Source organism: Lignipirellula cremea (genome assembly GCF_056501455.1).
This window is the reverse complement of the sequence record NZ_CM151415.1, coordinates 4,655,430-4,669,460: the sequence shown is the minus strand read 5'-3', so window position 1 is coordinate 4,669,460 and position 14,031 is coordinate 4,655,430. Positions and strand designations below refer to the sequence as shown.

The 14,031-nt window shown below is 65.1% G+C and carries 12 protein-coding genes; 6 read left to right on the top strand and 6 right to left on the bottom strand.

Going from position 1 to position 14,031, the window contains the following annotated elements:
• Window positions 1–86: 86 nt before the first annotated feature.
• Together SH602x_RS18145 and SH602x_RS18140 are read right to left on the bottom strand one after the other, a co-directional pair.
• Window positions 87–1,778, bottom strand: coding sequence for a protoglobin domain-containing protein (locus tag SH602x_RS18145; RefSeq protein WP_479473661.1), 1,692 nt, complete (start codon window positions 1,776–1,778; stop codon window positions 87–89).
• Window positions 1,775–3,166, bottom strand: coding sequence for a sigma-54-dependent transcriptional regulator (locus SH602x_RS18140; RefSeq protein WP_479473660.1), 1,392 nt, complete (start codon window positions 3,164–3,166; stop codon window positions 1,775–1,777). The genes SH602x_RS18145 and SH602x_RS18140 overlap by 4 nt, the downstream gene beginning before the upstream one ends.
• A gap of 301 nt (window positions 3,167–3,467) precedes the next feature.
• On the opposite strand from SH602x_RS18140, the gene SH602x_RS18135 reads away from it, so the two are divergent.
• From SH602x_RS18135 to SH602x_RS18110, 6 genes are all read left to right on the top strand, one after another.
• The gene (locus SH602x_RS18135; protein ID WP_479473659.1) at window positions 3,468–3,908 is read left to right on the top strand and encodes a universal stress protein; all 441 of its coding nucleotides are present in this window, start codon (window positions 3,468–3,470) and stop codon (window positions 3,906–3,908) included.
• Window positions 3,909–3,923: 15 nt separating this feature from the next.
• Complete coding sequence (locus tag SH602x_RS18130; RefSeq protein ID WP_479473658.1) at window positions 3,924–4,391, top strand: hemerythrin domain-containing protein; 468 nt, start codon at window positions 3,924–3,926, stop codon at window positions 4,389–4,391.
• A gap of 460 nt (window positions 4,392–4,851) precedes the next feature.
• Complete coding sequence (locus SH602x_RS18125) at window positions 4,852–5,286, top strand: Hsp20/alpha crystallin family protein (protein ID WP_479473657.1); 435 nt, start codon at window positions 4,852–4,854, stop codon at window positions 5,284–5,286.
• A 132-nt stretch (window positions 5,287–5,418) separates the two neighbouring features.
• Complete coding sequence (locus tag SH602x_RS18120; protein ID WP_479473656.1) at window positions 5,419–6,582, top strand: baeRF3 domain-containing protein; 1,164 nt, start codon at window positions 5,419–5,421, stop codon at window positions 6,580–6,582.
• Between the two features lie 554 nt (window positions 6,583–7,136).
• Complete coding sequence (locus SH602x_RS18115) at window positions 7,137–8,771, top strand: glutaredoxin domain-containing protein (RefSeq protein ID WP_479473655.1); 1,635 nt, start codon at window positions 7,137–7,139, stop codon at window positions 8,769–8,771.
• A gap of 33 nt (window positions 8,772–8,804) precedes the next feature.
• On the top strand, window positions 8,805–9,275 hold the full coding sequence (locus SH602x_RS18110; protein WP_479473654.1) for a PAC2 family protein: 471 nt from the start codon (window positions 8,805–8,807) through the stop codon (window positions 9,273–9,275).
• A 102-nt stretch (window positions 9,276–9,377) separates the two neighbouring features.
• Here SH602x_RS18110 and hypE read toward each other — a convergent pair whose 3' ends face one another.
• The 4 genes from hypE to hypF are packed head-to-tail and all read right to left on the bottom strand — an operon-like array spanning window position 9,378 to window position 14,029.
• Entirely contained in the window at window positions 9,378–10,430 is a 1,053-nt protein-coding gene (gene hypE, locus SH602x_RS18105; RefSeq protein ID WP_479473653.1) for a hydrogenase expression/formation protein HypE, read from the bottom strand.
• The gene (hypD, locus tag SH602x_RS18100) at window positions 10,423–11,529 is read right to left on the bottom strand and encodes a hydrogenase formation protein HypD (RefSeq protein WP_479473652.1); all 1,107 of its coding nucleotides are present in this window, start codon (window positions 11,527–11,529) and stop codon (window positions 10,423–10,425) included. Before hypD ends, hypE begins: the two co-directional genes overlap by 8 nt.
• Complete coding sequence (locus tag SH602x_RS18095) at window positions 11,526–11,780, bottom strand: HypC/HybG/HupF family hydrogenase formation chaperone (RefSeq protein WP_479473651.1); 255 nt, start codon at window positions 11,778–11,780, stop codon at window positions 11,526–11,528. Before SH602x_RS18095 ends, hypD begins: the two co-directional genes overlap by 4 nt.
• Window positions 11,771–14,029 (bottom strand): carbamoyltransferase HypF, encoded by a 2,259-nt coding sequence (gene hypF / locus SH602x_RS18090; protein ID WP_479473650.1) that lies wholly within the window; start codon window positions 14,027–14,029, stop codon window positions 11,771–11,773. Before hypF ends, SH602x_RS18095 begins: the two co-directional genes overlap by 10 nt.
• Between the last annotated feature and the right edge of the window lie 2 nt (window positions 14,030–14,031).

Here is a 14,031-nt window from a genome sequence, read left to right as displayed (position 1 = left end):
GCGGCGCTGACGGCTAGCGCATGCCGACGTCCTGTACGCCTTCGGACGCAGCGAATCGAACTCCGCGTCTCTCAGTCGGTCGCGAGTTATTCGATCGGGGCCGCGGGAAGCGTGATGACGAACTCGGCCCCCGGGGAAGCGTCGCCCGCTTCGATCGTTCCGCCGTGCGCTTCGACGATGCGGAGGCTGATCGCGAGGCCCAGTCCGGTGCCGGTCGGTTTCGTCGTGTAAAAGGGCTCGAACAGACGCTGACGCTGATCGAGGTTCAGTCCCGGGCCGTTGTCGCGGACGCAGATTCGCCACTTGTCCGGATCGGACGCGTCCGGGGCGACCGAAACTTCGACGCGTACGGGATCGCCCGTGGCGGCGATCGCATTTTCGAACAGATTTCGGAAGACCTGCACCAGCCGCACGCGATCGGCGCAGACATACGGTTCGCCGACGGAGGGCGCCTCGACGAGTTGGACGTCGCGACTCTGGCGTTGCGGGGTCGCGATGTCCCAGGCCTCTCGCCAGGCCTGTCGCAAACGTACGGGCTCGCAATCGAGCGACGGAAGCGAAGCGTACGCTCGCACGTCTTCGAGCAGCTTGTGAAGCTGAACCTGCGATCGCTGGATCTTCGCGAGTTGCTCCAAAGCGTCCGGAAGATCGGTCAGTTCCGTCTCCAGCATCTCGGCCGCCCAGCCGATCCGCTGGAGCGCGGCGCGACTTTCATGCGCGATGCCGGTCGCCATTTCGCCGATCGCGGCGAGCCTTTCCGCCTGCGTCGCCCGCCGTTGAGCGTCGTGAAGTTCGGAGACGTCGTTCCCGATCACGATGACGCACCGCGTCTTGCCGGCCGCGTCTCGCAAGGCCGATCCGGACCAGTGAACATGGATCGGCCCCTGAGGACCGGTCAGGGCGCTCGTAGCCGTGACGGAATGACGCACGACCGATCTCGCGTTCTCGAACAGATCCCGGCGCCAGCGTCGGCGATCGCAGGGATCGAGGAACTTCTCCAGCCAGTCCTGGCCGTGCAGCTTCCCCAATTCCAGGCCGAGCAGCGTCTCGAAGCGCAGGTTTCCCCGGACGATCCGTCCCCGGTCGTCGAGGACTGCGGCGACCGCTCCGGCGAACGCCAGCAATCCGGACGATAGCTCGCGCTCCTCGTTCAGATCGTCCTCCATCCGCCTCCGCTCGGCCTCCGCGCGCAGCCGCACGCGTTCCTGTTCGTACGCGTCGCCGATGACGGCGGCATCGAGGCAGAGAGCCTTATGCAGCGAACCGAGCGCCCCGGGAAGATCGCCCTGTTCGGCCTCCCGACTGGCACGAAGGATCTCTCCTATCCGCTCGCCCAGTCGCGAAAGCGCGGCCATCGCGTAGACGTGCGGAAGACCGATCTCGACATGCCGCAAGCCGATTCGCCAGCGTCTGGCGACGTAGTCCTCGTCGTGCGGGCCCTGAAAGAGCTCGCTCATCCAGGCGGCGAGCGACGACTTCAAGCGGGCGATCCGTCGCTCGTCGTCGCCGAGGACGTCCGCCGTCGCCGAGTGCTTTCGAATCTCCTCGTAGAAGTCGTCGACCAGCGCTCCGAAATGGGGGCGGACGAAACGGAAGGCCTGCGCAAGTCGCGTCCGGTCGTCGTCCGACCATCCGACGTAACTTCGGAGATCCTGGTAGCGCTGCCAGAGCTGCTCCGTATCCACGGCGGGGCAACCGGGTACTACGCCAGGCTCCTGCCCGCAGCCGCTGGGAGGGCCGGGCGTCGGTTCCACCGCATGCGTGTCAGGAGAGTTCATGGAGCAGCCTCGCCGATTCCGGATTGAATCTCTGCGTCTTGAATCGCGTGCTTTTCCAGAAGGCGATACAGCTTTCGCCGCGCGATGCCGAGTGCGTTGGCGGCGCGGGACTTATTCCCTCCCTCGCGATGCAGCACTTCGACGATCTTGCTGCGCTGGATCGTATCGAGGTCATCGAACTCGCCCGACGAACGCAGCCGGACGGGGGCGACTGCCGGCTCGTTCTCCGCCCGCAGGCCGATGACCTCTTCCGGAAGATCGATCCAGCGGACGATCCCGTCCTCGCCAAGGATCTTCGCCCGTTCGATCGCGTTGATCAGTTGCCGAACGTTGCCCGGCCAGTGATACCGCTCGATCGCCGCCATCGCCTGCGGTTCGATTTCCCATTCGGGTCCGAGAAACCGGCGAACGAGCGTCGGAAGGTCGCCGGGCCGCTCCCGGAGCGGCGGAAGCCGAAGGGTCAAAACGTTCAGTCGGTAATACAGATCCTCGCGAAAGCGCTTCTCCGCGACTTCCTGCGCAAGATCGCGATTCGTCGCCGCGATGATCCGCACGTGCGCTCGTCGGGACTGTACCGAACCGACCCGGCGAAACGATCCGTCTTCGAGCGTCCGCAAAAGCTTGGCTTGCAGGACGAGCGGCAACTCGCCGATTTCGTCGATGAACAGCGTCCCTCCGTCGGCGGCCTCGAACAGACCCTGCTTGGTCGAGGTCGCTCCGGTGAACGCTCCCCGTTCATGTCCGAAGAACTCGGACTCCAGCAGCGTCTCCGGGAGCGCGGCGCAGTTCACCGTAACCATCAGGGCGTTCGAGCGCGGGCTGCGCTGGTGGAGCGCCCGCGCGACGAGTTCCTTGCCGGTTCCGCTCTCTCCCAGGATCAGCGCCGGGCGGTCGCTCGGCGCCGTCTTGTCGATCAGCCGTTGCAGCTCTCGCATCGGAGGCGAGTCGCCGACGATCTCTTCGCTGGGCTGCGCCCGGACGAGGAGCGTCTTTAGCCGTTCGTTCTCGCTCCGCAAGCGACGCCGCTCCAGGGCCTTGGCGACGACGAGTTCCAGTTCCTTCAAGGGGAACGGTTTCTGCAGGTAGTCGTACGCGCCGAGCTTCATCGCCTCGACGGCGGTCTCGACGGTCGCCTTGCCGGTCAGCAAAACGACTTCGCATTCGCCGTACTCTTGCTTGAAGCGGCGCAGCAACGCGATGCCGTCCATGCCCGGCATCTGCACGTCGAATACCGCGACGTCGAAGCTTTTCGCGGCGGCGGCGGCGATCGCCTGCGGACCGTCCCCTGCTTCGCTGACGTCGTACCCGTAGCGGCGAAGCCGGGTGTGCAGCGTTTCGCGGAACTCCGCGTCGTCGTCGACGATCAAGACGTCTGCGGCAGCGCTCACGCTGGCGGTTCCTTTCGATGGATTCGGGCGGTACCGAGGCTCATCATCGTCGCCTCGCGTGAGCGACGCCAGCGGACGGACGCGAGCGCGCCAGTTCGACACAGCGTGCGTTATCGCACGCTCTCCGCGCGCTTTCGGTCCGGCGTTGGAAAGCGGACTTCACGCTGACGCTCGCGACCGAAGCCGCGGTCTGCCGCTCGTTCGCGATTCGGAACGCGAATTCTTAGCGAATATCGAGCCGCGGCGCTCCGCTTGCGAAAGAGTCGTCGAAGAAAGCCTTTCCTCTCACGGAGACGCCGCCATGAAGCTTAACAGGATCCTTTGCCCGGTCGACTTTTCGGAGCATAGCCAGTCGGCGCTGGAAATGAGCGCGACGCTCGCCCGCGAGAGCGGAGCGGAACTGATTCTGCTCCATTCCGTCGATTCGCCCGCGGCGTACACCGGCGACACGTACTACGACCTCCGCGAAGCTCTGAAGCCCGAGGCGCAGCGGGATCTCGACCGACTCGTCGTGCCGGAGCCGGCGCCTCCCGTGCGGCGAATGCTGGTCGAGGGCGATGCCGGCGCCGCGATCCTGGACGTCGCGCGAGACGAGAAGGTGGACATGATCGTGCTCTCCACGCACGGACGCAGCGGCGTCACGCGTCTGCTGATGGGAAGCGTCGCCGAGTACGTCGTCCGTCACGCGTCCTGTCCTGTTCTCACCCTCAAGACGGCGTCCGCCGTCCCCGCTACCGCCTAGCGGAGAGGAATCGGTATGTCTTCGTACGATGCGAGTCAGACTTATTCTCGGCTGCTTGAGTCCGATCACGGTCGCCTGCATTCGAAGGTCGCGTCCGCCCGCGAGATTCTGCGGCGACTTCCGTCGAGCGGGGAGCGATCCGAGATCGCTTCGCAGGCCGCGGAAGCTCTTCGCGAACTTCGCGAACACCTGGACGGGCACTTCCGGCAAGAGGAAGCCGAGGGTTGCCTCCACGAAGCCGTGGGGCGCTGTCCGCGACTCTCTCAGAAGGCGAGACTCATTCTCTCGGAGCACGGCCAATTGCTGCGGGAAGCGGATCGACTGATCGCCCAGGTCGAAACGCTGAAAGCGAACCGGGTCGATCGTGAGTCGCTGCTGAGCGGCTTCGAGGAACTCGCCAGGGCGCTGTTCGCTCACGAGTCGGACGAGCGCAAGCTCCTTCTCGAAGGTTTCGGCGGCAGTTCCTCGTTCGACACCATTTAAAGCGTCGAGCAGAAGCGCCCCTTGATGGCCGCACCGACCGTCGCTTCGGCGATCTGACGGTAAGCTCTTGCGCCGGAGGCCCTGCGATGGATTCCGAGACGACCGCGTCCATGTCGGCTCCGAGATCGAGATTCAGGAGTTCCTGAAGGAGTTCTCTCAGGAGGATGCGAAGAGTGCCTCGCGTAGGCTCTCGCTGCATGGTCTCGAGAGAACGCTCACCTGGCGCGCTTCTGCGCGTCACGTTGCACCTGTGCGAAGGCGTGCGCGCGGAATGGCTCGTTCGGCGCTGCGATCGGCGGACGTGCACGGCAGCGGACGCCTTCTTCGCCCCAGGAAACTCGTGACGCCGGTCGCTTCGGCGAGAATTCCCGCTGCACGCGGCGTCACGGCATGCCGCGTGCGACTGGATTAGTTCGCGTTCGATGGAGAGCAGTTTTTCGCGCACACAGGACGGACGATCATGACCACCACGCTTACTCCCGCTCGTCCCCGCAACATCCTTCCGAAGGAGGTCGAGGAACTCTTCAACAAGTTCTGGAACGAAGCGCCGGCGGAATGGGTGCCTGGCGCCATCGCCGCTCCGCTCGATCTCGCCGAAACGAGCGACGCCTTCGACCTTCGCATCGACGCCCCCGGCATGAAGACGAGCGACTTCGACGTGCAGGTCCACGGAAACATCGTCACCGTCAGCGGCTCGCGCAAAGAGGAAAAGGAGGAGAAGGGCAAGACCTTCTATCGCCTCGAGCGTCGTACCGGCAGCTTTTCGCGGTCCTTGACGCTCCCCTGCAACATCGACGAGGCGGGCGTCGACGCGAACTACGAAGCGGGCGTGCTGACGGTCAAGTTGCCCAAGGTCGCCGGACAGCGTCCGAAACGGATCGAGGTCAAGGGCTGAATTCGGCGACCGCCTCCGAGGACTCGGCGACATGAAGGCTTCGCCGTCGGCAGCCGTCGTAGCCTTCACGTTCCGGCTCTGACGCTCGCGATCCCTCGCGACTACCTCCGCCCCGGGAGACAGTGTCCCCGAATGATCGACTTCATCGAAGATATGAATCCCACGACGATCGACGAACTCCTGAGGGTTCGCGACCGCCAAATCGTCTCGATCTATCTCCCGACCCATCCGGCGAGCTCCGGGGGGCAGCAGGATTCGATTCGGCTGAAGAACCTGCTGAACGGGGCCGAAACAGCGTTGATCGCAGGCGGGGCGTCCGAGCGGACCGCCCGACGTTTGTTGAAGCCTGCGATCGCTCTCCTCGAAGACGAATCGTTCTGGCACGGTCGTCGACAGGGTCTCGCCTTGTTCCTCGGCCGTGGCATCTTTCGCGTCTTCCGCTCGCCTTACGCGTTCGACGAGGAGGCCGCGGTCGACTCTCGCTTTCACGTCAAGCAACTCCTGCCGCTGATCGGTAGCGGAGCTGCCGTCCTCGTGCTCGCCGTGAGTCGGCATTCGCTGCGGTTGATCGAGGCCTCGCCGGTCGGCTTTCGCAGACTCGAAGCGTCGTCGTTCCCTCGCGACATGGAAGAAGCTCTCGAGAACGAAGACGCGAACCGCGGCGAACAGTTCCACGCAGGCGCTCTGCATGAATCGGGCTCGCGAGAGCGCTCCGTCGTCATTCATGGCCGGGGAGGACGTCCCGACACGCTGAAGCAGGACCTGGAACGGTACTTCCGCGTCGTCGCCCGCGCCTTGGAGGCATTTCTTGGAGAACGGTCGACGTCGGTCGTTCTGGCAGGCGCGAAGTACGAGCTTCCGATTTTGCGCGAGGTGTGCGAGTTGCCGAATCTCGCGACGGAGGAGATCTACGGCAGCTTCGATCATGCGAGCGATCGGGAACTCTACGAAAAGGCGCTGCCGGTCGTGCAAGACCTTTCGAGGGCGCCGCTTCGCCAGGCCGCGAGTCGGTACGCTCGATTCGCGGACGCCGAAAGAGCCTGCGCTCGCCTGCAACCTCTGCTGCGCGCGGCACGAAAGGGGCGAGTCGAAACGCTGTTCCTGGACGTCCATGCCGAGGTCCGCGGCGTCTTCGACCCTGATTCGGAGTGCGTCAGGCTGGGCGAGGACCCGAATGCGAAGGATCTGCTCGACCTGGTGGCGGCGGAAACGCTCTTGCGCGGCGGAGACGTTTACGCCGTCGAGCGAAACTTGATGCCGGGACTCGCCACGATCGCAGGCATTCTGAGGTACTAAGTCGCGTCGCTGCTTCTTCCGGCGAAGCCGCTCGAGCGCGGTGCGGGCGGGTCTGCACAGTTCGGTGTGCGACTCCGCACGCTTCGCGTCATTCTCGCGGGGCATCTGGAGCAACTTCTGCCGACGACGCGACGATCGCGACGAAGAATCCGCTGTCGGCGCGCTCGTGGCACAACCGTTGCGATAGTCCCGCCCCGATCGGATTCGCTCTCGCGTTGCGGCCAGCCCGCCGCGAACGCCGAGCGGCGAGACGACCTTCAGCAGTTCTGGAACGACCTGAATATTCGACAGCAGAAGAACGTCGACCGGTTGAAGTGACTCGTCTGCGAGTTCGCCGAGCGTCCTCGAGACGCCGCCGTGACTTGCTTCGTCGCGTTCGGCGAACTCGCTCGTTCGCAGGTCGTTCATGCATCTGCCTGCCGATGTCGCCGCGCAAACGGTTGGCCGTCGACCGAATAGTTTGCGATGCGTCGCGTCGCGCAACCGGCGGGGGGCCTCCGGCGGCGTTCTTCCGCGATCGACCTTATCGCCTCCCTCTACTGAGCGACTTCGTTATGCACTTTCGATCTTTCGCTTTCTCGACCACCGCGGCCCTGCTTCTCGTATGTGCTGTAGCGGCAGGCGAGGAGGTTCGCCTGGTATCCGTGGAGCTGTTCGTCGGAAAGGATTGCCCCTTCAGCGCCAAGGCCGCGTCCGATCTCGCGGCACGTAAGGGTCTCTCCGTCAAAACCTACGACGTGACGCAGGATCGGGAGGCTCTCCGTCGGCTGTACGAGCTGGCGAAGTCCCACGGCGTCGAAGCCGGGCTTCCGATGCTCCACGCGGTCGACCGCGTCGTCGTCGGCTATACCCCGGAGACGACGCCTGCTGCGTACGACCGGGCGTTCGAAGTCGAGATCTTCGTGCGCAGCGGATGCGCACACTGCGCTGCCGCCAAGGCCTTTCTGCGGCCGATCGAACCGAAATACCCGGGCATTCGCTTCGTCTACCACGACGTGAGAGCAAGCGACGCTGCCCGCCAGCGGTGGCAGCAGTTAAACGGCGAGCATGGCATCCGGATGCCGGGCGTTCCCACCTTCCGCATCGGTCGGCGACTCGTCGTGGGCTATTCGAGCGACGCGACGACGGGGGCATCGGTCCGCAAGATACTCGACGAATACACGGTTGCTTCGCCGTCGCCGCGCGCGACGAGCTCTCGGCGGCCTGGACAGCAGCTTCCGCTGGGGATCGCAGTCGCCGACGTTCATCTCGCTCGCTTTCCGCTCGCTCCCTTCGACCTTGCGCAAGCTGAATCGTCGGAAGAAGGGGAGGCGCCGTCGCCGAAGACCGATCGTTCGCTTCCGCCTCCGCTACCGGGATCTGAGGACGCCGGGGGAGTCACTTCTCCGCCTCCGCTGTCGGACGGAGAGGCGTCGGAAGCCGACCGAAGCTCGTACGAGCCCGAGGACGTTACGGTCGAGGTTCCCTGGCTCGGACCCGTGAACCCCGAAAGCCTCGGAATGCCGCTTTTCACGATCGCGATAGGCCTCGTCGACGGCTTCAATCCGTGCGCCATGTGGGTGCTGCTGTTTTTGCTTTCGATCCTCGTGAACGTCAAGGATCGTCGAAAGGTGTTCGCGGTCGCGGCCACGTTCGTGTTCGTCAGCGGCGCCGTTTACCTCGCCTTCATGGCTGCCTGGCTGAACGTCTTTCACTTCATCGGACTGCAGCGGTGGTCCGAGATCCTGCTCGGCGTCGTCGCGATCGTGATCGGCCTGGTCAACGTCAAAGACTTTTTCGCGTTCAAGCGCGGCGTCTCTCTCTCGATTCCGGAGTCCGCGAAGCCCGGGATCTACGCACGCGTTCGCGAAGTCGTCACAGCGCGGAATCTCCTCGGCGCCGTCGTGGGAGTCGCAGCGCTAGCCGTGCTCGTGAACTTCGTCGAGCTGCTCTGCACGGCGGGACTTCCCGCGGTCTTTACGCGGGTGTTAACCCTGCAGGAGTTTCCGCTCTGGAAAGAGTACGCCTACCTGCTTCTCTACATCGCGGCGTACATCTTCGACGACAGTCTGATGGTCGCGGCGGCCGTCGTGACGCTCGACAAGTTCAAACTTCAGGAACGGGGCGGTCGCTGGTTGAAACTCGTCAGCGGCGGCTGCATCCTGCTTTTAGGACTCGTGCTCTGCTTCGCGCCGCACCTGCTCGTATGAGCCCGACGCCGCGGACCCGTTCTGGAGGGGATCATGAAGGAATCGACGGCGCTCAACCATCCCTGGCTCGTCGCGGTATGGCCAGGGATGCGTCACGTGGCTCTCTCTGCCGGTTACTACCTGATGGCGAAGCTCGGCATGGAGTTCGTGAACGAGTTCTCTCCGTCCGAAGGCTTCGACGTGCAACACGTCGAAGTCGAGAAGGGGCTGATCCTGCCGATCCAGCGCCCGCGCAGTCGGTCCTTCGTCTGGCGCGATCCGCAGGGAGAGCGCGACCTCGTCGTGTTCCTCGGCGAGGCTCAACCGGAGATCGGCAGGTACGCGTTCTGTCGCCGGCTGATCGACTACGCCCAAACCCTCGGCGTCGAACGCGTCTTCACCTTCGCCGCGATGGCGAACCGCGACTGGATCCCGAGGATGAGCGGAAGATCGAAGAACTCTTCGGCCAGGCGGCGAAAGACCGTGCGAAGGCGTACGAACTCAAGCGGACGCTCGACCGACTGAACGTCTTTCGCGAGTACGAAGACCGTTTCCTCGATCTCTTCAAGCCCTCCTCGTGAACCCGGGGAGCCGGAAGAGAGAAGCGCGGCGCGAGATGACTCTCCCTCAACAGATGCGAGGAAGCGGCGCTCCTGCGGGATCGTCGATCGGCACCGCGCGCCCCGCCGCGCGAACCGCCCGCACGGGAACTCGACGAGGCGGCGTCACCACTCCGATCCTGCACGCCTGCGATAGACCGGCATCTCGGAGCAGGTCGAGCGTTCTCTCCGCGGCGGACTCCGGCACGATCAGCAGGCAAGTTCCTTCGCACGCGAGGTGGATCGGGTCGAGTCCGAGCAACTCGCAGACGGCTCGCGTCTCAGCGGTCACGGGAAGGGCCGACTCCGAGACGGTGATTCCCAATCCGCAGGCGATCGACCATTCGTGGAGAACGGCCGCCGCACCGCCGCGCGTCGCGTCGCGAGCGGCACGAACGCCCAGTTCCGAAAGCCAGAGTCGCTCCAGCGGTCCGGCGAGCGAAGCGCAATCGCTCGCCGGCGCGGGATAGAAGTCATATTCTCCGCGAGCGCAGAGAATGGCGGCGCCATGTTGGCCGATCGGACCGGTCACGAGGACCGCATCGCCTGGTTGCGCCGTTTCGACTCCGCTGGGTCCGGGCTCGAACCTCTCGCCGATGCCAGAGACGTTGAGAAAGAGCCCGTCGACGGCTCCGCAGGGAACGATCTTCGTGTCTCCGGCGACGATCGAGACGTTCGCCTCCGACGCCGCCGCCTGCACTCCGTCGAGCGCGGCGTCCAGCGTCTCCCACCGCAGGCCTTCCTCGATGATCAGCGACAGCGTCAGCCAGCGCGGCGCCGCGCCGCTTACGGCCAGATCGTTAAGCGTTCCGTTGACGGCCAGACGTCCGATGTCCCCGCCGGGAAAGAAGAGCGGCGAGACGGTGTAGCTGTCGGTCGTCAGGGCGATCCGCGACGTTCGCGGTTGCAGCAGGGCTGCGTCGCCCAGGAGTCGCAGATTCGGACTGTCGAAGCGCGCCAGGATGCGATCCTGGAGGAAGAGCCGCGATAGACGCCCCCCTTCGCCGTAAGCGAGCGTGATGCACTCGGCATCAGCGGCCGAGGGAAACGCGCAAGCGATGTCTCCTGACGCGTCAGGCATGATTCGTTTCCGTGCGAAAGCCGTAGCGGAAATACGCCGCGCAGGCGCCTTCCGACGAAACCATCGGCGCCCCGAGGGGCGAATGGGGCGTGCAAGCCGTTCCGAATAGAGGACATTCCGGAGGGCGAAGCGTCCCGGTGAGTACCTCGCCGCTGCGACACGACGTTTCGACCGCTGCCGCGCGAGTCGAATCGTCCTCGAAACGGTTCCTCGCATCGAACAGCGCGAACTCGTTGCGAAGGCGGTAGCCGCCGTCGGGAATGTCTCCCAGACCTCGCCAGGGAATCGACGAGATCTCGAAAACACGGTCGATCAGGCGCATCGCTTCGACGTTACCCTCCTCGCGGACGCAACGCTCGTAGCGATTCGTTACGCCGGCCTCGCCTCGCTCGAGCGCTTCGACGCAGGCGCCGATGCCGTGCAGGAGATCGAGCGGCTCGAATCCCGTGACCACGACCGGGAGCCCGAACCGGCTCGCGAAGTCGCGGTATTCGCTGAATCCGGTCACCGTGCAGACGTGCCCCGCCGCGAGAAATGCCTGAACCCGACTGCCGGTCGCACCGGCGACGCATCGCATGGCGGGGAGGACGCGGACATGGTGAGCCAGGACGCTGAAGTTGGTTAGGCCGCGCCGCTGCGCCTGAAGCACGGCCAGCGCAGTCGCCGGAGCGGTCGTTTCGAAACCGACGGCGAGCACGACGACATCGCGTTCCGGATTCCGCTCCGCCCAAGTCAGCGCATCGAGCGGCGAAACCATCGTCCGCACGTCGCCGCCGCGCGCCCGGCGATCGGCGAGCGAACCGCCGTTTCCAGGCACGCGAAGCATGTCGCCGTAGGTCGCAAGAATCGCGCGACGATCGGAGGCGATCGCCGCCGCTTCGTCGATGACCTCGGCAGGCGTCACGCAAACGGGACAACCTGGACCGTGAATCAGTTCCAGCGAGTCGGCGAGCGCTTCCTCGATCCCGTGACGCAGCAGTCCGTGCGTCTGTCCGCCGCACACGTCCATCAAGACCCAGCGACGCGTGCAGAGACGGCGCACCTGATCGATCGCGCCTCGGATGGTTCGCGTCTCGCGATACTCGTCGACGTATTTCATGTTTTCCCGTCCTCGCCGTCTCCGACCTCGCAGTGCGTCTCTATCTCCGCGAGCGCCGCCTCCGCGGCGACCCGGTCGACGCGTGCGATCGCGACTCCGGCGTGAACGACGACGTAGTCGCCGATCTCTGCGTCTGGCACGCACGCCATCGAACAGCGTCGCGTCACTCCGCCGAAGTCGATCTCGGCCTCCTCGAAGATCGGCTCGCGATTCAGCCAGCGCGCGACGCGCCCGGGGACGCCTAGACACATCGGCTCCGCTCCTCTTCGGCAAGCGTCGCGGCGGCGATCGCAAGTTGTCCCGCCGCCAGGCCGCCGTCGTTCGCCGGAACGCGGCCGGGGAGGCCGATCGGAGGATCGGACAGCGAACGCTCTTGGAGAAGCATCTCGATCAACGCCCGGTTCTGGAACACGCCGCCGACCAGAACGCAGGGCAGATCGGCGTGCATGCGGATGACGTGCAGGATCAGGCGTGCCAAGCTCCGATGGAACTTCCCTGAGATCGTCGAAGGAGACTCGCCGTGCCTCAGGTCGGCAAGGATCGCCAGAATCATGGGACGCCAGTCGAGTTCGCGGCAGCTTCCGTCGGCGACTCGCCAGGGATAACCGGTCGTCACCGAGGCATCGCAGAGCGATTCGAGTATTGCCGCCCCTTCGCCTTCGTAGGTCACGCGTTCGATTCGCAACGTCAACGCCGCGACCGCGTCGAAGAGCCGTCCGACGCTGGTCGTCTGCGGAGTCGCTGCGGCCTTAGCGACGACGATGCGACGCGACGTTTCACGGGGGCAAGCGCCGAGAATTTCGGAAGTATTCGCGGGCGACAGGTCGGCAAGCTGAGCCAGGACGCTGACTGCGCTTCGTCCGATCTCGCGGGCCGCTGCGTCGCCGCCGATGATCGCGAACGATCGAAGATTCGCGACGCGGCGAAAGCCTCGCGCTGTGGCTACGAGAAACTCGCCTCCCCAGGAAGTTCCGTCGGGTCCGTATCCGGCTCCGTCCCATGCGACGGCAAGAACCGTTCGGTCGAGCCATCCGTGTTCGAGCATTCCGGCCGCTGCATGCGCATGATGATGCCAGCAAGCGATTCGGCGACCGCCTCGCTCGGTCGCGACTCGTCCGGCGAAGTAATCGGGATGCGCATCGCAAGCCCAGACGGGATCCTCGACTCCGTACAACCGAACATGCGAGTCCAGGCGATCGAGCCAACGTTCGCACGTCGGCGCCGACGAGAGGTCGCCGACATGGGGAAGCAGCACGGACTGCCTACCGTTCGAGAGCGCGATCGCCGCCTTTTGCTGACCGCCCGTCGCGATAAGCGGTCGCGAACAGTCGATCGGAAGCGACATCGGCGCCAGCCCCCGCCCGAGGCGGATCGCGAGCGTTCGTCCGACGACGGAGCGCACGACGCTGTCATCGATCGGCTGCGAGATCGCTCGATCGTGATGCACGAACAGTTCGACTCGTCCCGCGAACGTCGCCGCCGCCTCCTCGACCGAACAGGCGAGCGGTTCGCCGTCGATGTTGCCGCTGGTACAGATGAGCGGTCGGTCCGTCAGGTCGACCAATCTCTGGTGAGCCGCCGTGGTCGGCAGCATCAGTCCGATGTCCGACAGGCCAGGATTGATTTCTGGAACGAGCGGCGACGGTCGACGCTGACGCACGAGAACGATCGGGTTCGCCGGCGACAGGAGAGCCTCTCTCGCCGCGGAGTCGAACTCGCCGAGAGCCTCGCATCGCTCAGCGGTCGCCGTCACCGCGAACGGCTTCGTCGGGCGGCGCTTCAACTCGCGCAGTTTCAGCGTCGCGAAAGGCGAAGTCGCGTCGGCGAGAAGCTGATATCCGCCCACGCCGCGAAAGGCGACGCATCCGCCTCTCATCAGCGTCTTCGCGGCCGCGACCAACGCCTCATCGTCGCGAGCTACGAGGGAGCCGTGGCCGGTCGTCGCCCAGATACGCGGACCGCACGCTGGACAGCCGATCGTCTGCGCATGGCTTCGTCGGTCGTCGGAAGACTCATATTCTTTCCGACACGACTCGCAGGCCGCGAAGGCCGCGAAGGTCGTCCGCGGGCGGTCGAACGGCATGCCGACGACGGCGCTGTACCGCGGCCCGCAGATCGCGCAGCCGATCAGACCATACCCGTGGCGACGATCGTTCGGGTCGGCGTACTCCCGCAGGCAGTCGTCGCAGACGCGGGCGTCCGGCGGCACGGGCGTAACAGGACGTGCGTCAAAGCAAGATTCGAGAATTCGGAACCCTGATTCGCGAACCTCTTCCTCGACGTCGTACGCCTCCTCGATCGCTAGACCGTCGCCGCCTATCCGTCGAAGAAGTTCTTCTCGCGCGTACTTCAGAGAAGCGCCGTCGGCGATCACGACTTCGACGCCGGACGCCGTATTTCGCGCGAAACCTCGCCATCCCCGCTCCGCCGCGATGCGCGCGATCAACGGTCGGACGCCTCGTCCCTGAACGGCGCCGCGAATCTCCATTCGCGTCGCCATCG